Annotated in this window: 18 protein-coding genes; 9 read left to right on the top strand and 9 right to left on the bottom strand. The window is 66.6% G+C overall.

From position 1 onward, the window contains the following. The first annotated feature begins 9 nt into the window (after positions 1-9). The 4 genes from DFR50_RS03955 to DFR50_RS03940 all read left to right on the top strand — a co-directional run bounded on the left by DFR50_RS03955 (position 10) and on the right by DFR50_RS03940 (position 3,318). Entirely contained in the window at positions 10-939 is a 930-nt protein-coding gene (locus tag DFR50_RS03955) for a beta-keto acid cleavage family enzyme (protein ID WP_113887899.1), read from the top strand. A 106-nt stretch (positions 940-1,045) separates the two neighbouring features. After that, on the top strand, positions 1,046-1,912 hold the full coding sequence (locus tag DFR50_RS03950; protein ID WP_113887898.1) for a 3-hydroxyacyl-CoA dehydrogenase family protein: 867 nt from the start codon (positions 1,046-1,048) through the stop codon (positions 1,910-1,912). 115 nt (positions 1,913-2,027) lie between these two features. Then, positions 2,028-2,768 (top strand): 3-oxoacyl-ACP reductase FabG, encoded by a 741-nt coding sequence (fabG, locus tag DFR50_RS03945; RefSeq protein ID WP_113887897.1) that lies wholly within the window; start codon positions 2,028-2,030, stop codon positions 2,766-2,768. Positions 2,769-3,039: 271 nt separating this feature from the next. Next, positions 3,040-3,318 (top strand): GlsB/YeaQ/YmgE family stress response membrane protein, encoded by a 279-nt coding sequence (locus tag DFR50_RS03940; RefSeq protein WP_113887896.1) that lies wholly within the window; start codon positions 3,040-3,042, stop codon positions 3,316-3,318. A gap of 29 nt (positions 3,319-3,347) precedes the next feature. Here the strand turns inward: DFR50_RS03940 and DFR50_RS03935 are convergent, their stop codons facing one another. From DFR50_RS03935 to DFR50_RS03910, 6 genes are all read right to left on the bottom strand, one after another. Further along, complete coding sequence (locus tag DFR50_RS03935) at positions 3,348-4,496, bottom strand: RuBisCO large subunit C-terminal-like domain-containing protein (protein ID WP_113887895.1); 1,149 nt, start codon at positions 4,494-4,496, stop codon at positions 3,348-3,350. Beyond that, positions 4,493-5,497, bottom strand: a complete 1,005-nt coding sequence (locus DFR50_RS03930) for a transketolase family protein (protein ID WP_113887894.1) — start codon at positions 5,495-5,497, stop codon at positions 4,493-4,495. The genes DFR50_RS03935 and DFR50_RS03930 overlap by 4 nt, the downstream gene beginning before the upstream one ends. Before the next feature lie 10 nt (positions 5,498-5,507). Then, the gene (locus tag DFR50_RS03925) at positions 5,508-6,434 is read right to left on the bottom strand and encodes a transketolase (RefSeq protein WP_113887893.1); all 927 of its coding nucleotides are present in this window, start codon (positions 6,432-6,434) and stop codon (positions 5,508-5,510) included. 167 nt (positions 6,435-6,601) lie between these two features. Further along, on the bottom strand, positions 6,602-7,654 hold the full coding sequence (locus DFR50_RS03920) for a substrate-binding domain-containing protein (RefSeq protein WP_113887892.1): 1,053 nt from the start codon (positions 7,652-7,654) through the stop codon (positions 6,602-6,604). 67 nt (positions 7,655-7,721) lie between these two features. Then, positions 7,722-8,642, bottom strand: a complete 921-nt coding sequence (locus DFR50_RS03915; RefSeq protein WP_245427302.1) for an ABC transporter permease — start codon at positions 8,640-8,642, stop codon at positions 7,722-7,724. A 148-nt stretch (positions 8,643-8,790) separates the two neighbouring features. Then, complete coding sequence (locus DFR50_RS03910; protein ID WP_113887890.1) at positions 8,791-10,320, bottom strand: sugar ABC transporter ATP-binding protein; 1,530 nt, start codon at positions 10,318-10,320, stop codon at positions 8,791-8,793. A 131-nt stretch (positions 10,321-10,451) separates the two neighbouring features. Here DFR50_RS03910 and mtnK point away from each other — a divergent pair, with 131 nt between their 5' ends. From mtnK to DFR50_RS03890, 4 genes are all read left to right on the top strand, one after another. Further along, a complete protein-coding gene (gene mtnK / locus DFR50_RS03905; protein WP_113887889.1) occupies positions 10,452-11,714 on the top strand; it encodes an S-methyl-5-thioribose kinase in 1,263 nt (420 codons plus the stop codon). Beyond that, complete coding sequence (mtnA, locus tag DFR50_RS03900; RefSeq protein ID WP_113887888.1) at positions 11,711-12,805, top strand: S-methyl-5-thioribose-1-phosphate isomerase; 1,095 nt, start codon at positions 11,711-11,713, stop codon at positions 12,803-12,805. The genes mtnK and mtnA overlap by 4 nt, the downstream gene beginning before the upstream one ends. 74 nt (positions 12,806-12,879) lie before the next feature. After that, positions 12,880-13,881, top strand: a complete 1,002-nt coding sequence (locus tag DFR50_RS03895; RefSeq protein WP_113887887.1) for a sugar-binding transcriptional regulator — start codon at positions 12,880-12,882, stop codon at positions 13,879-13,881. Between the two features lie 403 nt (positions 13,882-14,284). After that, the gene (locus tag DFR50_RS03890; RefSeq protein WP_113887886.1) at positions 14,285-14,461 is read left to right on the top strand and encodes a DUF1328 family protein; all 177 of its coding nucleotides are present in this window, start codon (positions 14,285-14,287) and stop codon (positions 14,459-14,461) included. A 201-nt stretch (positions 14,462-14,662) separates the two neighbouring features. Here the strand turns inward: DFR50_RS03890 and DFR50_RS03885 are convergent, their stop codons facing one another. The 3 genes from DFR50_RS03885 to DFR50_RS32455 all read right to left on the bottom strand — a co-directional run bounded on the left by DFR50_RS03885 (position 14,663) and on the right by DFR50_RS32455 (position 17,079). Further along, a complete protein-coding gene (locus tag DFR50_RS03885; protein WP_170153045.1) occupies positions 14,663-15,979 on the bottom strand; it encodes an anion transporter in 1,317 nt (438 codons plus the stop codon). 63 nt (positions 15,980-16,042) lie between these two features. Next, positions 16,043-16,606 (bottom strand): DUF1003 domain-containing protein, encoded by a 564-nt coding sequence (locus DFR50_RS03880; protein ID WP_170153044.1) that lies wholly within the window; start codon positions 16,604-16,606, stop codon positions 16,043-16,045. Between the two features lie 200 nt (positions 16,607-16,806). Continuing rightward, complete coding sequence (locus tag DFR50_RS32455; RefSeq protein WP_210208799.1) at positions 16,807-17,079, bottom strand: hypothetical protein; 273 nt, start codon at positions 17,077-17,079, stop codon at positions 16,807-16,809. Between the two features lie 486 nt (positions 17,080-17,565). Between DFR50_RS32455 and DFR50_RS03870 the strand changes: the two genes are divergently transcribed. Further along, positions 17,566-18,222, top strand: a complete 657-nt coding sequence (locus tag DFR50_RS03870; protein ID WP_170153043.1) for a YcjF family protein — start codon at positions 17,566-17,568, stop codon at positions 18,220-18,222. The last annotated feature ends 22 nt before the right edge of the window (positions 18,223-18,244 follow it).

Genomic DNA, 18,244 nt, shown 5'->3' with positions numbered 1-18,244 from the left:
ACACCAACAATGCCCGCAGCATCCAACAAAAGAGTGATCAGCTGTGCGATTACCGGCGCAATTCACCTTCCCAGCATGACGCCGTATCTTCCGATCACCCCCGAACAGATCGTCGAAAACGCCCTGGGCGCAGCCAATGCCGGGGCGGCCATCGTGCACATCCATGCCCGCAACCCCGAAACCGGCCAGCCTTCGTCCGATCTGAACCTCTATCGCCGGATCGTCGATGGGATCAGGGCGAACAACGACGACGTCGTCATCTGCATCACCACGGGCGGGGGCGCCGGAATGTCGGTCGAGGAACGTCTCGCGGTGGTGCCGGCGTTCAAGCCTGAACTGGCCTCGATGAACACGGGGTCGATGAACTGGGGCATGTTCCCGCTCGCCAACAAGCTGAAGGAATTCCAGTTCCCCTGGGAAGGGCAGTTCCTGGAGTCGAGCCGGGACTTCGTTTTCCAGAATACCTTCAAGTCCATGGAGGCGATGTGCCGAATCATGGACGCGAACGGAACGAAGCCGGAGCTCGAGGCCTATGATGTCGGGCATCTCCACAACATCGCCTATCTGCTCCAGGCCGGCGTCGTGAAGCCGCCCATCACCATGCAATTCGTGACCGGCATCCTCGGCGGGATCGGTTCGAGCCCCTACGACATCATCACCATGCATCAGACCGCCGATCGGCTGTTCGGCAAGGACAGCTACAACTGGTCGGTGATCGGGGCCGGCAAAGCCGAATTTCCCGATGCGACGCTGGCGCTGATCCTGGGCGGCCACGTGCGCGTCGGCATGGAGGACAACCTGTATCTGAGCAAGGGCAAACTGGCGAAAACCAATGCGGAGATGGTCGCGAAAATGGCGCGGATCATGGCCGAACTGGACCTGGAGCCGGCGACTCCCGCCGAAGCCCGGCGCATTCTGAGCCTGAGGAATGCGGGCTGACGACAGGACACAGGTCATTGCGAGCGCGGGATGGCTCGGGATCATCACCGACGCGCGGATTGCGTAGCGACCGCCAAATTGAAGACAGAAACTAGGGACGCCGAAAATGATCAAGCTTCCGGAGATTGATGAGTTGGAGTCTCGGCCGATCGCTGTGATCGGCATGGGCACGATGGGTCGACGGCTCGCCGCGAGGTTCGCCACCCGAGGCGGCGAGGTCCGCGCCTACGACAGCAACCAACGCGTCGCCGACGAGGGCGCCGCCTATGCGCGCGAGACGGTCGCGGACGCCTGCAAGACGATTCCCGGCGCAACGCCCGGCCGAATCGTGACCGCGCCCGATCTCGCCTCCGCTGTGCGGGACGCATGGCTCGTCGTCGAGGCGGTGGCGGAGAAACCGGATCTGAAGACGGCCCTTTTTGGCGAGTTCGACCGACTCGCGCCCCCGGGCGCCATCCTGGCCACCAACTCCTCTTCCTATAAATCGAGCGAGGTGATCGGCAAGGTCACCCGGCCCGAGCGCGTGCTCAACATGCATTTCTACCTGCCGAAGCTACGCTCTGTCGAGTTGATGACCTGTGGGAAGACGGATGAGGCCTATATTCACTTCCTGAAGGAGACCCTGCCGCGGTGGGGCTTCGCGCCCTATGTCGCGATGAAGGAAAGCACCGGCCTGATCTTCAACCGCGTCTGGGCGGCGATCAAACGCGAGGCGATTCAAGTGATCGCCGAGGGGATCGCCACACCGGAGGACGTCGACGCGCTCTTTCGGGAGGTGCTCGCCACCGAGGCCTCCCCGTTCCGGCTGATGGATCAGGTCGGTCTCGATGTGGTCCTCGATATCGAGGACCATTATGCGGCCGAACGGCCGGGTCTGCCGGTCGAAGCGCGCGAGCTTCTCAGGCGTTACGTCGCCCAGGGCAAACTCGGCGTGAAGACGGGCAGTGGTTTCTACGACTATCCGAAACCGTAACGGTGAACCGCCAAATGCGGATTTGATCGATCAAGATATCGCGATCGCCCCGGAACAACGTGGACGTCAAGGCGCGAGGGCGGAACCCGCAGCCCGACGTCAAAGAGGTCGAGTGATGAGATTCCAAAACGAGGTCGCCGTCGTCAGCGGCGCCGGACGCGGCATCGGCGCCGCGACGGCGAAGAAACTCCTTGATGAAGGATGCCGGGTAGCCATTCTGGACATCAACGAAAGCGCTGCAGTCGATTGCGCACATTCACTCGACCCGTCCGGCGGGAGAAGTCTGGCGCTTCCCTGCGACGTCAGCAGTCAGGACTCCGTCACCGCCGCGATCTCGGCAATCGCAAAGAAACTTGGAACCGTCGATATTCTTGTCAACAATGCCGGCATAACCAGCGACGCCATCTTTCATAAGATGTCCCTGGAGCAGTGGAAACGGGTGATCGACGTGAATCTGACCGGCACATTTCTGCTGACCAGCGCCGCGGCGCCCTATATGCGAGAAAAGAAATGGGGACGCATCATCAATATTTCGTCAACATCCGCCTATGGGAACATCGGTCAGGCTAATTATGCAGCTGCGAAAGCTGGTATGCTCGGGCTGACGAAAACGCTCGCCAAGGAATTAGGACGCTACAACATCACTGTGAACGCGATTGAGCCTGGCGTGATCGAAACCGATATGCTCAAGGATGTTCCGCAAGCGATAAAAGAGGGTTGGCTTAAGAGCATGCCGCTGACCCGCATGGGGCAGCCGCAGGATATTGCCAACGCCGTGTGCTTCTTTGCGTCTGATGAGGCGAGCTTCATCACCGGCGTCGAATTGCCGGTTTGCGGTGGGTTTATGATCAACTGATCCAGCCGCCGATCTGACGCGTCGATTCGTTGGCGATGTCGGTCCGCCGCGCAGAGTCCCCACATTGCCGCGAGGCGCGCCAGAGGGCTTCGCGCCTCCCACGGCCCGCTGTTCCGCCGGCAGAGCGTCGCAATCGCATGGCCGCCATGCCGGCAAATCCGCGACGGTTGCGGAACAACGACGCCGCCCAGGCGTCTCTGGGTCGGCGGTCGCGGATGACCAGCGCCAATGGAGCCTTCCCATGGACAACGTTGCGAACACTGCTCCTTACATGGGCTTTGTCAGTTGGATTATTCTCGGTTTGATCGCGGGATTCATAGGCAGCAAGATCGTGAACAGAACGGGCGAGGGAATCGTCATGGACATCGTCCTCGGCGTCATCGGCGCCGTGGTCGGCGGGTACCTGTTCAGCGCGTTCGGCGAACGTGGGGTGACGGGCCTCAATCTGTGGAGCCTGATCGTCGCGGTGATCGGAGCGATCGTCGTGCTCGTGGTGTACAGGATGATCGTCGGCGGCGGGCGACTCGCCCCTCCTGCCTCGGGCCTCTGATTTCAGCGCATCGAACCCGACTGCTGCGCTCAGTCGGCTGGCTCCGACTGGGCGCGGCCGTTCGCGGCCCTCAGCGCGCTCCTCATTGCGGTGATCGCCTCGCCGATCCGGTCGCCGTAGCGCAACAGGCTGCCGCCGAGCAGGAACACGACATCGTCGCCGTACATCTGCTTCATGTCGCCGGCGCGTTCCACGCTCATGCCGCCGCCGGGACTGGGAAAGATCCGTCTGCCGACGCCGGCCGGGTCGCGGCACGCGCCGGCGATGTCGAGGCACTCGGCCGCACTGAAGCCGAATCGGCCGCCGACGTTGGGGAAGATCGAGATGTCGGCGCCGGCCAGGCGCTGAAGGACGCCGAACATCATGCCGTGGGTGAAACCGAACGTGTCCGAGAGCACGGAACTGCCGAGGAAGCTCGGGTGCGCCATGATCGGCAAGTCGAACGTCTCGTCCGCCGCCAGCCGGCGGATCAGGTCGAACCCGAACAGGCCCGGGATGACGAGGACGCCGCCCGCGCCACAATCCCTGGCGAAACCGGCGAAATCCATCAGGTCGTCGCTGCGCCCCGCCAGATTGGGAAAATAGAGGCACGAGCCGCCCGTCTCGCGGTTGGCCCGCGCGACCGCAGACGCGACCTTTTCGCACCGCGTCCGGAACGGCGCCATCGCCTGGTCGGTCAGGCCGTGATCGTCCTTGACCACGTCCGCCCCGGCGAGCGCACAGCGATAGGCGATGCCCGCGAGGGTGTCGGCGTCGCTGCCTTGCGGCTTGATGACCGGCGCAATCAGCCCTCCCGCCGGCCGCCCGGCGCGCCGGCGCACGCCGTCGACGCCGAACCGGGCCCCGGGAAAGCGCTCCGCGAGCGTCGCTCCGAGATCGAGCCCGACGACCTTGATCCCCTTCTGGATCGAGGAGTTGCCGAACATGACGTTGAGCAGCTGCGGCAGTTCGGCCCCGACGCTGTCGGGGCTGTAGGAGATCCGCGCCAGATGGCGCCCCTCGTCCTCCTCGGCGAGCGACTCGATCCGCCCGACGATTTCGTCCTCGATATAGCCGCGCGGCACGACGTCGCGCGGAATCTCGACCGTCTGCTCGAGGGCGATTCCCGCGGCGCGCTCGGCGGCTTCGTCGCGGCTGGAGGCGAAGATGCGATAGTGGACGACGAACCGGCTGGTCATAGCGCCTCCGCCTTGGCGGACGAATGGACGGCGTCGACGCGAACGGCGTCGAGGTCGGCCTCGGTAACGCCGAATATGCGCCCGAGCAACCTTTCGACGCCCGCGACCAGCGCCGAGGCGTCGAGTCCGTAGTGGCGCATCAGATAGGGCCGCGATCCGCCGTGGGCGTAGGTGTCCTTGAGGCCGAGGCGGATCAGCCGCTTGCCGACGCCGTGATCCGCCATGATCTCGGCGACCAGTGAACCGATGCCGCCTTCGGTGACGTGGTTTTCGAGCGTGATCACGCCGTGCTTGACACTGGCGATGTGGTCGAGCAGCGGCCGCTCGTCGAACGGCTTGACGGTGTTGATGTGGAGGTGGCGGATCGAAACGCCCGCGGCCTTCAGCGCGCCGCGCGCGCGCAACGCCTCCTCGGTCGCGACGCCGGCGGTGACGACCAGCACGTCCGACCCGGCGCTGAGCTCGCGCATCCGGCCGACCTCGATCGGGCTGTCGAACAGGCGCGGCACGGAGCCGCGCAGCACGCGGCAATAGACTGGGCCGTCGATCGAGTCGGCGGCCGCGCAGATCGATTCGACCTCGGTCGCGTCGCCGGTCTCGAGGATCGTCATGTTGGGGATCGAGCGCATCACCGAGATGTCCTCGATCGCCTGATGCGTCATGCCGCCCGGCGTCGTCACCCCGGGCAGGAACCCCATCAGCCGCACCTTGCGGCGCGGATAGGCGACCGAGGCGATCAGCTGATCGTAGGGGCGGCGATAGAGGAAGACGCCGAAGGTGTGCAGGAACGGCCGGAAGCCGGCGAGGCCGAGCCCGCCGGCGAAGCTCATCATGTTCTGCTCGGCCATGCCGAGCGAGACGAACTGCTCCGGATGGCGGTCGCGAAAACCGTCGATCTCGCACGACGAGGTCAGGTCCGCCGACAGGCAGAGCACCTCGGGGTGGGCGAGCGCGTAGGCCTCGAAGGCGCCGGCGTAGGGACGTGTGACCATCTCGACCATGGGCGCGACCTCAATGAGCGTAATCGACGGGCGGGATTCCGAGTTCCTCGGCGATGGCGCCGTTCATGTCCGCCCGCTCCTCCTCAGACTGGAAGCGGACGTAGTGCAGCCGCGGGAATCGGCGCTTGAGGAAGCTCATTCCCCGATAGGGAACGGTGTGGGCGAGGATGATCAGCGGCTTGCCCGGGTGCGGTTCCCGCGCGGCCTGGCGCAACGCCTCGAGGTCGTGGCCGTCGATCTCGACGCAGCGGGCGCCGAACGCCTCGAACTTCGCCCGGATGTCGCGGGCGTCCATCACGCTTTCCATCGCGCCGTCGCACTGCTGGGCGTTGACGTCCATGATGGCGTAGAGATTGTCGATGGCGTGGTAGGCCGCGGCCTGCACGGCTTCCCAGACCTGGCCCTCCTGCACCTCGCCGTCCGACATGAACACCCAGACCCGGCCGGGTTCGCCCTTGCGGCGACGCCCCCAGGCGAGGCCCGCCCCGGTCGAAAGGCCGATGCCGAGCGTGCCGTTGTGCATCTCCATGCCGGGAGAATGCTCGGCGCCGATCATCTCGACCGAGGAGCCGTCCTTGTTGAACATCTCGAGGCCTTCGGGCGCCATTCGGCCCACCTCGATCAGCGTCGCATAGGCGACCAGCGCGTAATGCGCGGGCGCGATGAACAGGCGGTCGTATTGCGGCTCGGCCGGCCCATTGTAGCCGGCGCCGGTTTGATAGTCCGTGTTTCCCGCGCTCGGGACGCCGCCGAAGGGTTTCGGGATCATCGGCAGCGTGGGTTCGCCGAGGCGCAGTTCCTCGTTGTAGAGCCAGGCGAGCTGTTCGGCCGCCGAACACGCCTGGCTCATGTAGCCGCCGTTGTTGCGGATCGAATGCTCGAAGACGCGACGGCGAATGCCGAGCGCGACATCCCCGGTCGACTTTGCGTTGTCCATGTGGCCGTCTCCGTCGATCGGTCGTTCGCGGGCCTCGCCCGCCGTGCGGGCGCCTCCCGACGATGTCCCGGCGGGGACGGGGAGGCGCCGCTCCGGTTTTCGCTGGTCCGCGGGGTCGCGATCTGATCGGCCGCTGGCCGGGACCCCGCGGAAACCAGTGAAGAGCCCTATTTTGCGCCGGGCAAGGGCATCCACTTGGGCACGGCGACATCGGCGTGGGCGAACTGCGGCAGCTTGACCGCGAGCTCCTCCATATTCTTGATGTCGTTGTCGTTGAGCTGCTTTTGCGTGATCAGCGTCGGCGGCACGATGACTTCGTGTCCCGGATCTTCGCCCGCCAGCAGCATCGCCAGCGCGCGCACGGACACCTGACCGACCACCGCCGGGTTGGTGGCCGCGGTCGCCGCCCAGGCGCTGCCGGGTTCGCGCATCGCCGAGATGTCCGAGGTCGAGATGTCGGCCGAGTAGATCTTGACCTTGGACGACATGCCCGCTTCGTCGACGGCGATTTTCACGCCCTTGGCGAATTCGTCGTAGGGCGCGAACATCACGGTGATGTCGGGGTGGGCGGAGATGACCGAGCGCGCCTGGTTCGCCACCGAATTGGCGATCGGGTTGTCGAGCGTGCCGAACATCGCGACTTCCTTGATGCCCGGGTATTTGGCCTTGAACGCCTTCCAGGTCTCGTCGCGCCGGTCGAGCGGGGCGATGCCGGCGACGTAGACATAGCCGGCCTTCCAGCTTTCGCCGTTGTCCTTGATCGCTTGCTCGAGCGCCAGCCGCGCCAGATCGCGATCCGACTGCTCGATCTGGGGAATCTTGTCGTTCTCGACGTTGACGTCGAAGGCGACGACCTTGATGCCGGCCTTGACGGCGCGGGCGGCGGCCTCCTTCATCGATTCGGTCAGGCCGTGCTGGATGATGATGCCGTTGACGCCGAGCGCGATCGCCTGGTCGACCATGTCCGCCTGAAGCGCTGCGTCCTGACGGCTGTCGAAGACGTGCAGGTCGACGCCGAGCGCCTTGGCCTGCGCCTGCACGCCGGCGAGATAGGACTGGAAGAAGTCGCCGGTCGAGAGATAACGCACCAGCGCGATCTTGACCTTCTCGGGGTGATCGAACGGGGCCGGCTCGCCGGCGGCCCAGGCAGCGCTCCCCAGCGCGGTCGCGCCCAGCAGCCCCAGGACGAACCCGGCCAGACCTCTACGCGTCATTGTCATTGGTTTCTCCTCCGCGTTACACCGGCTAAAGCGCTCGATTCGCTGACGCCCCGATGTTTCTTTGCCGTCAGCGTTTGCCTGTCTTCGAGAGCGCAAAAGTGAACACCAGGGCGATCACGAGCACCGCCCCCTTCACGAAATCCTGGGTGTAATAGGGCGCGTTCATCATCGTCAGCCCCTGCAGGAGCACGCCGACGAACAGCGAGCCGATGGCGGTGCCGAAGGCGTTGGGCTTGGAGGCGCCGAGCACCGCGTAGCCGATCAGCGCCGCCGCGACCGAATCGAGCAGAAGATTGTTGCCCGAAGCGATGTCGCCCCGGCCGAGGCGGGCAGCCAGCATGACGCCGCCGATCGAGGCGAACACGCCGGAGATGACGTAGGCGCCGATCCGGTAGGCGTTGACCGGGGTTCCGGCGAGTTGCGCCGCGCGCGCGTTGGAGCCGACGGCGTACATCAGGCGGCCGAAGCGGGTGTATTCGAGAAAGAACCAGATCAGCACCGCCAGCGTCAGCAGCACGACCACCGAGACCGGCAGGAGATCGGGAACGACGAGATCGAAGCGGTGGCGACCGAGGGCGAGGAATCCGGGGCTGAACTTGCCGGTCGCGACCGATCCGTCGGGGAGAGTCATGCCGGTGGCGATGGAGCGGCCCTCGGTCGGGATGCGTTGCAGCCCCACGAGCAGGAACATCATGCCGAGCGTCGCCAGCAGGTCGGGGACGCGCATGTAGACGATCAGGAAGCCGTTGAGGAGGCCGACGATCACGCCGATGGCGAGGCACGCCAGAGTTGCGCTGACCGCGTCGCCGCGCAACACGACCATGACATAGGCCGAGGCCATCATCGCGGTCGTCGCGACCGCGCCGATCGACAGATCGAACCCGCCGACCACCAGCGTCGCCGTGACGCCGAGCGCCAGAATGCCGGTGATGGAGACCGATTGCAGGATGAAGACCGCGCTCTGCGCCGAGGCGAAGCCGGTCGACATAACGCTGAAGAACACGATCAGGCCGGCCAGGAGGGCGAGAAAGCCGTACTTGATCGCGATGTCGAGGGCCGCCGTCGTGGTCGCGACCCGCGCGGGTCGCCCCCCGGAAGCGGCAAAGGCGCCGTCGCGTTTCGTCTCGTCCGTCATTTCAAGCGGCCTTCCCGATCCGGCCCGCGATCTCGGCCAGAAGCCTCTGACTGTCGACGCCGGAATTCCGGTGTTCGCCGACCAGCGTATGTTCCGACATCACCAGGATCCGGTCGGCCACTTCGAACACTTCGTCCAGCTCGGTCAGGAAGAACAGCGTGGCGCGCCCGCGCGCCGAGGCGCGCAGCTTGCTCGCGATGTCGCGCCGCGCGGCGATGTCGACGCCCTGGAACGGCTCGTCGAGGATCAACACCCGCGCCGACTGGCTCAACCAGCGCCCGACCACCACCTTCTGTTGATTGCCGCCCGACAGCGTCTGCAGGTCGTCCCGCTCCGTCCGGCAGACGATGCCGAGCGAGTCGATCTGGGCGCGCGCCTGCGCGCGTTCCCGGCCGCGATTGGCGACGCCGAACGAGGACAGGCGCTTCAGGAAGGGAAGGCTGATGTTCTCGTAGAGATTGAAATCCGGGACGACGCCGCTTTCCGTGCGCTCCTTGGCGATCAGGAAGACGCCGCGTTCGATCGCGCGCCGCGTCGAAGCGGGCGCGTAGGCCGCGCCGTCGAGCGTCATGGTCCCGCCGATCGGCGCGCGGGCGCCGAACAGCGTTTCGGCGAGCGCCGTCTTGCCGACCCCGACGAGCCCGGTGACGACGACGATCTCGCCGTCGGCGAGGGTGAGCGAAAAGGGCCGCGCCCCCGGCGCGAGCCGCAGAGCGTCGACCCGGAGCACCGGGTCGGACGCGTCCTGCACGACCACGGCGTCGAGACTGGTCTTCTTGCCGAGCATGGCGTCGACGGCGCCCTCGTAGTCGAGCGCCGGTCCCTCGAAAACGCCGGAGACGCGGCCGTCGCGCAAGGCGACGATGGTGTCGGCGAGGCGCCGGATATCCGACATGCGATGCGAAATATAGAGGATGGCGACGCCGTTGGCGCGCAGGCGATCGAGCACCTCGAACAGCCGGTCCGCCTCGGCGCTGGAAAGCGACGACGTCGGCTCGTCGAGAATCAGGACCTTGGGTTCGTGCGCCATCGCGCGGGCGATCGCCACCAGCTGGCGATTGGCGAGGGTCAGGGCGCTGACCTCGGCTTTCAGATCGAGGCGAAGCCCCATGCGCTCGGCGACCGCGCGCGCCTGGCGACGCACGCGGCGCGGATTGAAGAAGAACCCGGCGCCCGAGCCGTTCAGCCGGTCGAGGGTGAGGTTGGTGGCGACGTCGAGGCCGGCGACGACGCCGTCGTTGATGTTCTGGTGCACGGTGACGACGCCCGCGCGGATCGCTTCGGCGGGCGAGGCGGGCGCATAGGGCTGTCCGGCGAGGGTGATCCGCCCGGCGTCGCGGGGGTGGACGGCGCTGACGATCTTGACCAGCGTCGATTTTCCCGCTCCGTTGGCGCCCATCAGGACGGTGACGGAGCCCGGGCGCAGCGTCAGGTCGACGCCGTCGAGGACCTGAACCGGGCCGAACGACTTGCGCAGTCCCTCGATACGGAACGCCGCATTCTCGACCACCCAGTCCTCCCCTCGGCCCATCAGGACGGCGACTCCCTTGCCCGGTCATGTGGTAAATGTCAAGTCAATTGACATTTGCTAGCGATATCGCGTATCGAATTGGCGTTTCGGCGCCGCCGGCGCCGTTCGCTCGACACAAACGGGGGGCGACCATGCAAGGGTTCCAAGCGCTGACCGTGGAGACGCTCGCCGAGCGGCTCGCGAGCAACGCGGCCTTACGCGCGCGGATCGGCGAACGCACGGCGCGATGGCGCGTGCGCGAGGTCGGCGACGGCAACCTCAATCTGGTCTTCATCGTCGAGGGCGAGGCCGGGAGCGCGGTCGTCAAGCAGGCGCTGCCCTACGTGAGGCTGGTCGGCGAAAGCTGGCCGCTGCCGCTCAAGCGGACGTTTTTCGAGACCAACGCGCTCATCAGGCAGGCCGAACGCGACCCCGGCCGCACGCCGCAAGTGTTCCATTTCGACGCCGACCAGGCGCTGGTCGTCATGGAATACCTGACGCCGCACGTGATCCTGCGGCGGGCGCTGATCGAGGGCCGGCGACTGCCGAAGGTCGCGCGCGATCTCGGCCTGTTCGCGGCGCGCACGCTGTTTCGCGGCTCGGACCTTTCGATGGAGACCGCCAGACGCAAGGCGGATCTCGCGCTGTTCGCCGACAATGTGGCGCTGTGCGCGATCACCGAGGATCTGGTGTTCTCCGATCCCTATTTCGCCGCCGAAAAGAACCGTCATACGAGCCCACAGCTCGACGAACTGGTGGCCGAGCTCCGCGCCGATCGCGATCTCAAGGTCGAGGCTCAGCGGCTGAAGCACCTGTTCGCAGCCAACGCCGAGACGCTGCTTCACGGCGACCTCCACACCGGATCGGTCATGGTCACCGACGACGACACCCGCGTCATCGATCCGGAGTTCGCGTTCTACGGACCGATGGCGTTCGACGTCGGCATGATGCTGGCGAACTTCTGGATGAACTACTTCGCGCAGGCCGGGCACGAGGCGAACGGCGATCGCGGACCGATGCGGGCCTATCTCCTCGGCGTCGTCGAGGAGATCTGGCGCGTGTTCTGCGCCGAGTTCGGTCGGCTGTGGCGCACCGAGCGGACCGGCATTCTCTACCCGCGCGCCCTGTTCGAGGATCAGGGCGACGCCCTCGCCGCCGAGCAGGCGCTCGATTGCGTTCTGCACGGGGTCTGGGTCGACATGCTCGGCTTCGCCGGCGTCGAGATTCATCGCCGCATCCTCGGCCTCGCCCACAACGCGGATTTCGAGACGATCGAGGATCCGAATCTGAGGGCGCGCTGCGAAGCCGCGGCGCTGAAGTTCGGGCGGCATCTGGCCGTCAACCGGAGCGCGCTTCAGGGCCTGGGCCGGATCGCCGCCCTCGCCGAGCGCCTCGACGCGGGGAGCGTATCGTGAACATCCAGGGCCGCCCCTACCGTACCATCTGGCTCAACCAAGACGGGCGCAGCGTCGATATCATCGACCAGCGCTGGCTGCCGCACGCGTTTCGGGTGGTCACGCTCGGCAGCGTCGAGGACGCCGCCGTCGCGATCCGCGACATGTGGGTGCGCGGGGCCCCGTTGATCGGGGTCACGGCCGCCTATGGCGTGGCGATGGCGATGCGCGAGGACGCCGGCGACGCCGCGCTCGACGCCGCCTGGGAGAAGCTTCACGAAACGCGCCCGACCGCGATCAACCTGCGCTGGGCGCTCGACGACATGCGCAAACTGCTTCGTCCTTTGTCCCCAGCGGCCCGCGCCGCCGCGGCCTACGCGCGCGCCGCCGAAATCGCCGACGAAGACGTCGCCCTCAACCGCGCGATCGGCGCCGAGGGCCTGGCGATCATTCGCCGCATCGCCGCGGGCAAGAAGCCCGGCGAGCGCGTCAACATCCTCACCCATTGCAACGCGGGCTGGCTCGCGACGGTGGATTGGGGCACCGCGACCGCCCCGATCTATCTGGCGATGGAAGAGGGCCTGCCGGTGCACGTGTTCGTGGACGAGACCCGGCCGCGCAATCAGGGCGCCCATCTCACCGCCTGGGAGATGAGCAACCACGGCGTTCCCCATACCCTGATCGTCGACAACGCCGGCGGCCACATGATGCAGCACGGTCTGGTCGACATGGTCATCGTCGGCACCGACCGCACCACCGCCCGCGGCGACGTGTGCAACAAGATCGGCACCTATCTCAAGGCGCTCGCGGCGCGGGACAACGGCGTGCCGTTCTATGTGGCGCTGCCGTCGCCGACCATCGACTGGACCGTCGACGACGGCGTCAAGGAGATTCCGATCGAGGAGCGCGGCGGGGACGAAGTGTCGTTCGTGCAGGGGCGGGACGCCGACGGCGCGATCGTCCGGGTGCGGATTTCGCCCGACGCCAGTCCGGTCGCCAACCCGGCCTTCGACGTGACGCCGGCGCGGCTCGTGACCGGCCTGATCACCGAACGCGGCGTGGCGGAAGCCTCGCGCGAGGGGCTGAAGGCCCTGTTTCCCGAGCGCGGGTGAGCGGGCTTGCCGACTGGCCGTCGCAGCGCGCCCCCGCGCGGCGACGCTCTCGTTGACATGGTGGAACCGCCTCGATGACCTCGGATCTCGCGACGGCGAAGGACGAGCGGGTTCTCCCGCAAAGAAGCGCGAGCGTGCTCGCGAACGTGGCGATCCTCTATTACAAGGACGGGCTGACGCAGGGCGAGATCGCCAAGCGCATCGGCGTTTCGCGCGCGACGGTGGTCAACTATCTGCGCCAGGCGCGCGAGCAGGCCATCGTCGACATCCGGATCAACGGCGCGTCCTTTTCGGTCTCGAAACTGTCCAAGGACCTGCGTGAGGCATACCGACTCGAAGACGTCTACATCGCGTCGGTGTATCCCGGCCCGGACGTCAATCCCGAGAAGCTCGCCCGGGACGTCCGCCGCCAGGTCGCGCGCGTCGGCGCCATGGCGGTCTACGATCTGGTGCAACCCGGCGACGTGCTGGGGGTCGCCTGGGGCGAAACGATCCAGTGGCTGTCCGAGGAGATGCCGCGCGGAAACGTCCGCAATCTGACGATCTGCCAGATGATCGGCTCGATGAAGTCGCCGTTGCTCCCGGCGGCCGAGACGAGTTCGATCCGCATCGCCTCCAGCCTCGGCGCCGACTGCTACACGCTCCACGCCCCGGCGATCCTGTCGAGCCGGGAAATCGCCGAGGCGCTGAAGAACGAGCCCATCATCCACACCCAGCTGCAAAAGCTCGGGGAGCTGACGAAGACGCTGTTTTCCGTCGGCAATTGTTCGGAGACGACGCACCTCGTCCAGTCGGGCATCGTCGACGCCGAGGAATTGCACGCGTATCGGCGCCAGGGCGCGGTCGGCGTGATCTGCGGGCGGTTCATCGACGTCCACGGGCGCCATGTCGTCGGCGAGATGGACGCGCGCATGATCGGCGTCACGCCCGAGGGGATCAAGGCCGCGAGCTGCGGCGTCATGGTCGCCTCGGGGGTCGACAAGATCGAGGCGATCAAGGCTGCGCTCGCCGGCGGCTACGCCAACTATCTCGTGACCGACGAGACCACGGGCAAATTGCTGTTGGATAAGGCCTGATCGCAGACCCGCGCGAGCCGGTCCGGGTTGGCAAGGGCCTCTCGGCTTCCAGCATCTCCTGTCTCACCGCGCGAACGAGTTCGCACAGCCCGTCCGGGCTCCCGGCGAAAAGCCCTTTGACGGCGGCAATCGCAGGTTCGCTTCGGTCTTGGTCATGGCGGCGGTTCCCCGACAAAGAAGTCAGGCGACTTGGCATCGCCGGCCTGCCGTGACCGCCTCTCGCTCCAGGCGATCTTGCACAACTTTCCTCACACGACCCGGCCCACACCGACCCGTAGCGCCAATCAAGCCCGGCAAGGGCGGCGCAAGATCTCTTGGCTGGCGACCCTGTCGGAAGGAACCGAACATGGGCGGTTCGCGTTGTTGTTCGCAATCATCGGCCCTGACCCTGGAGACCCACGACATGCCCGGAAATCTTGTTTATTACGCGCTGATCCTGATCGTCATTGCAGTCGTCGCGGCGCTGCTGGGGTTCGGCGGCGTCGCTTCGACCGCCATGAGCGGCGCGCACCTGTTCGTCTGGCTGGCGGTCGTCATCGTGGTTGTCGGCGTCGTATTCGCCCTGATACGTCGCGTGTAGCCTATCGACCGGACGAGATTTGCGGGCGCTGCAGCAGATCCGGCCACCAGGAGCTTGGCGCCTCCCGCGCCGACGCTCGTCGTGGTGAAGGTTCCCGTGGAGGAGCCCGCGAACATCAGGGCGGCGTCGCCCGCGCAGGCGCGCAGCGCGCGGCGTTCGCCTGCCAGGACAGGCGGGCCGAACGTCGTTTCCCGACCGAGATCACGACGAAAGCCAGACTACGCCGATGGCGAGCGTGATCAGCGTCAGCGGCGCGCCGACACGGAAATGGTCCCAGAAGCCGATCTTCACGCCGGACGCCTCCGCCTTCTGCACGACAATGAGATTGGCGATCGAGCCCAGAATCGTGAAATTGCCGGCGAGCGTGGAAGCCATCGCGATCGTGAGCCACGCCTTGTCGTGATCGGCGAGCGCCGAAACGAACGGCCTGAGCATCAGCACCGCCGGCACGTTGCTGACCAGATTGGACAGGATGGCGGCGACGGCGGTCAGGACAGGAAGCCGATCGAGGCGAAGCCGCCCGACCGCGGCGACGACGTCCGAGGTCAGAAGCGCGTGTTGCGCGCCCGCCACGATGATGAACAGGCCCGCGAACATCAGCAGCAGCGACCAGTCGATGTCGGCGTAGACCCGCCGGCTTTTCACCCGGCGGGTCAGGAGCAGGAGGCCGCCGATGATGATCGCAGCCTTGGCCGGGGCGACGCCGAAGAAGAACAGCGCGATCATGACGAGCGTCGCCGCCACGGCGCGCATGGCGAGGACGCGGTTGACGACCGCCCGGGGCCGCGGCGCCGCGAGGCGCGTGTCGCCGGTGAACTCGCCCCGATAGACGAGCGCGATGAGCGCCGCGGCGACGACGAGCCCGATCGCCGCGATCGGCGCCAGGGCCAGCGCGAACGCGGCATAGGAGATGTGGGAAAAACCGCCGATCATGATGTTTTGCGGATTGCCGGTGATGGTCGCGGTCGACCCGACATTCGAGGCCATCGCCACGGCGAGCAGGTAGGGCGCGGGGCGACGTTTGAGCGCGACCGTCAGGTCCAGCACGAGCGGCGCCAGCACGAGGCAGATCGCGTCGTTGACCAGGAAAGCGGAGAAAAAGCCCGAGGTCGCCACGATCGCGGTCAGCAGGATCGGCGCATGTTTCGCCCGCGCCATGACCCAGCCGGTGGCGAAGGCGAAGAAGCCCGACAGCCGCAAACTGGCGACGACGATCATCATGCCGAGCAGCAACGCGATGGTCTCGAGATCGACCGCCTTCAGGGCGTCCTGAAGCGGCAGGGCGCCCGAGGCGACCATCAGGCCGGCGCCCACGAGCGCGATGCCCGCCCGGTCGATGCTGAGGCCGGGAATCCGTCCGATGGCCAGCGCCAGATAGCTGCCGGCAAAGATGACGCCCGCCGCGATGTCCCGGCTTTCGCCAATGACTTCGTGGCCGCGCGGGAGCAGATAGCGCGCCAGCGCCGCCCCGAAGGCGATCGCGAGCACGAGGCCCAGGAGAACGAGGCTCAGCGCCATGGGCCATCGCCGCGGGGCGCCGTTCGTGGTGTTCATCGACAGACCATCGGGCGTTGATTTCGTCTACACGCCTTCGGCGCGCGACACGTGAGCGGACTCGGAGCGTGTTTCCTTGATTGCGTCAATCACCGACTGAGGGTCCGCCGGCCGCGACATCGCGTCGGCCAGTTCATCGATGCGATCGTGGAGTTGCGGGCTATCCTGACGAAGCTCCTCGAGCAGGGCGACCACCTTGGCGATCTTTTGCTCGCTCAGGATCGTCAGCTCCAGATTGAGGAGCTCGAGCCGCTGGGTCAGGCGGTCGTCTCCCGTTTGCGTCGTGAGGATCAGAATGACCAGATAGAGGGACGCCAGCGACGTTGCGCCCGTCAGCCAAGCAAAGGGAGGCGGATCGAGGGCGGGATAGCCCAGGGCCGCGGCCAGGCCGTTCAAGCTCACCCAGCCGACGACGAAGACCGACAGCGCCGCGATGAAATTCGCTCGACCGATGAGCGACGTGATGCGGTCGACGAAGCGCTGGTGTCGGGTGGCGTTCGCACGATGTTCGGCGCGCAGCCCGGCGATCGCCCGGATCGTTTCTTCGAGGTGGATCGGCGGGATCGACGACGCGGCGTCCGGTTCAGGCACTGGCCGTCCTCTCCAGGAAGCGCGGCGCGTTCCGCCGGGATTGTGTTGCGGAAGCTCGAAGCGGACCGCGCCGGGCGCGGCGGCGCGCGCTTCGCCGATGTGCGCGCGCCGTTCGAGAGAGATCCGGGTGGAGGTGGTCTATCGCGGGCCGGCGAACCCCTGGCGGCGACGACGCCCCGCCATCGGGCGCCGTCGATCGATCAGTACTGATCGTAGTGGCGGTGGTGGTGGTGATGATAAGGATACGGCTGATAGGCGTAGCCGCGATGGTAGCTTCTGTGATTGGTGGCGGCGTTTCCGACCGCCGCGCCTCCGACGCCGCCCACCACCGCTCCGACCGGACCGCCGACGACCGCTCCGGCGACAGCGCCCCCCACCGCGCCCGTGACGAGGCCGTTTTGGTCGGCAAGCACAAGTCCGGACGACCCGCACAGCAACAGCGCCGCCGAGACAACGAGAACAATTCGTGACATGAGACCTCCTGCGAGCCGGCGAACCCCGCCGCCGCTCTTCGCCACTTGGTCGCCAACCGGTCCGAAAGGTAAGCGTCGGATTCTACTCAGGGGCGCGTCGCCTGGTCCGTCGCCTCGCGGGGAGCGCCCCGCACCCGGGCCGGCCTCTTGAAGGAAGGCTCCGGAGCTCGGGAAACCCTTTCGTGACCACGCAGGTCGCGAGCGCCTTGAGGACGCTGCGTCTCTGGCTCCGCGGCTTGATGCGTGGTCGGGTGTCATGAAGGCGTTAGGTCCCGGCCCCAAAGTCAACAGTGTGATCGTCGAGCCGCGGGGGCCAGCGTGAATTCCATGGATTCTACCAGAAAGAGCCAAAACCGTGATCGAGGGAACAGACCCTCTTCGGAGGCTGACGAGGGAGAGCGGCCGCACGGCGCCATTGGCGCAGACGAGGCCGGTCATTTGACGGGCTCGCCGGCTCTCGAACCGACCCCGACGGCTCTGGAAGCCGTGGCGTCAGACGCGCAAGTCAAGGTCGTTGTCCCGCCGGCGATCGACGCCTCGGGAGCCGAGCCGCTGGCTTACGAGGAGGAAACCGCAGTCGATGAGTCTGATCTTGTCGATTCGCTGCTCGTGGACGACGTCCGAACCAAGGCTCAGTCGACCATCAAGACGTATGTGATCGCCGCGCTCGCCGTCGGCATGGTCCCGGCGCCGGTCTTTGATTTGGCGGCGCTGCTCGCCGTTCAGCTCAAGATGGTCCACGGGCTGTGCGGGATCTACGACAAGAGCTTCTCCAAGAGTTCTGCATCCTCGATCGTACTCTCGCTCGTCGGCTCTGCGATCCCCGTGGCGGCGGCCTCGACCGTCGCGAGCTTCGTCAAACTCATCCCCGGCGTCGGGTCGCTGGTCGGCGGCGCCAGTCTGGCGGTCCTCGGCGGCGCCCTGACCTATGCCGTTGGTCAGGTCTTCGTGCATCACTTCGAGTCGGGAGGCGCCCTTCTCGACTTCGAACCCGCCAGGTTGCGGGAGCGCTTTCGGATGGAGTTCCTGAAGGGCAAGCAGGTGGCGCAGGAAGCCCACGACGAGTCGGAACGCCCGGACGCTCACGACAGTCCTGCCGACCGCGCAGGGCTCGCTCCCGAACCGAAGGTGGCCCAGGCCTGAGCGGTTGTCGCGGGCCTGGCGT

It is taken from the genome of Roseiarcus fermentans (assembly GCF_003315135.1).
In the GTDB taxonomy this organism is placed as follows: domain Bacteria; phylum Pseudomonadota; class Alphaproteobacteria; order Rhizobiales; family Beijerinckiaceae; genus Roseiarcus; species Roseiarcus fermentans.
Note: the sequence above shows the minus strand (reverse complement) of the source record. Positions and strands in the feature narration are given on the sequence as shown.

Excerpts from the sequence above, each read along its gene's own strand:
- DFR50_RS03920 (WP_113887892.1), bottom strand. The coding sequence starts at position 7,654 with ATGACAATGACGCGTAGAGGTCTGGCCGGGTTCGTCCTGGGGCTGCTG.
- DFR50_RS03890 (WP_113887886.1), top strand. The coding sequence starts at position 14,285 with ATGCCCGGAAATCTTGTTTATTACGCGCTGATCCTGATCGTCATTGCA.
- DFR50_RS03955 (WP_113887899.1), top strand. The coding sequence starts at position 10 with ATGCCCGCAGCATCCAACAAAAGAGTGATCAGCTGTGCGATTACCGGC.
- DFR50_RS03925 (WP_113887893.1), bottom strand. The coding sequence starts at position 6,434 with ATGGACAACGCAAAGTCGACCGGGGATGTCGCGCTCGGCATTCGCCGT.
- DFR50_RS32455 (WP_210208799.1), bottom strand. The coding sequence starts at position 17,079 with ATGTCACGAATTGTTCTCGTTGTCTCGGCGGCGCTGTTGCTGTGCGGG.
- DFR50_RS03915 (WP_245427302.1), bottom strand. The coding sequence starts at position 8,642 with ATGTCGACCGGCTTCGCCTCGGCGCAGAGCGCGGTCTTCATCCTGCAA.
- mtnK (WP_113887889.1), top strand. The coding sequence starts at position 10,452 with ATGCAAGGGTTCCAAGCGCTGACCGTGGAGACGCTCGCCGAGCGGCTC.
- DFR50_RS03935 (WP_113887895.1), bottom strand. The coding sequence starts at position 4,496 with ATGACCAGCCGGTTCGTCGTCCACTATCGCATCTTCGCCTCCAGCCGC.
- DFR50_RS03910 (WP_113887890.1), bottom strand. The coding sequence starts at position 10,320 with ATGGGCCGAGGGGAGGACTGGGTGGTCGAGAATGCGGCGTTCCGTATC.
- DFR50_RS03895 (WP_113887887.1), top strand. The coding sequence starts at position 12,880 with ATGACCTCGGATCTCGCGACGGCGAAGGACGAGCGGGTTCTCCCGCAA.
- fabG (WP_113887897.1), top strand. The coding sequence starts at position 2,028 with ATGAGATTCCAAAACGAGGTCGCCGTCGTCAGCGGCGCCGGACGCGGC.
- DFR50_RS03885 (WP_170153045.1), bottom strand. The coding sequence starts at position 15,979 with ATGGCGCTGAGCCTCGTTCTCCTGGGCCTCGTGCTCGCGATCGCCTTC.
- DFR50_RS03930 (WP_113887894.1), bottom strand. The coding sequence starts at position 5,497 with ATGGTCGAGATGGTCACACGTCCCTACGCCGGCGCCTTCGAGGCCTAC.
- DFR50_RS03940 (WP_113887896.1), top strand. The coding sequence starts at position 3,040 with ATGGGCTTTGTCAGTTGGATTATTCTCGGTTTGATCGCGGGATTCATA.
- DFR50_RS03950 (WP_113887898.1), top strand. The coding sequence starts at position 1,046 with ATGATCAAGCTTCCGGAGATTGATGAGTTGGAGTCTCGGCCGATCGCT.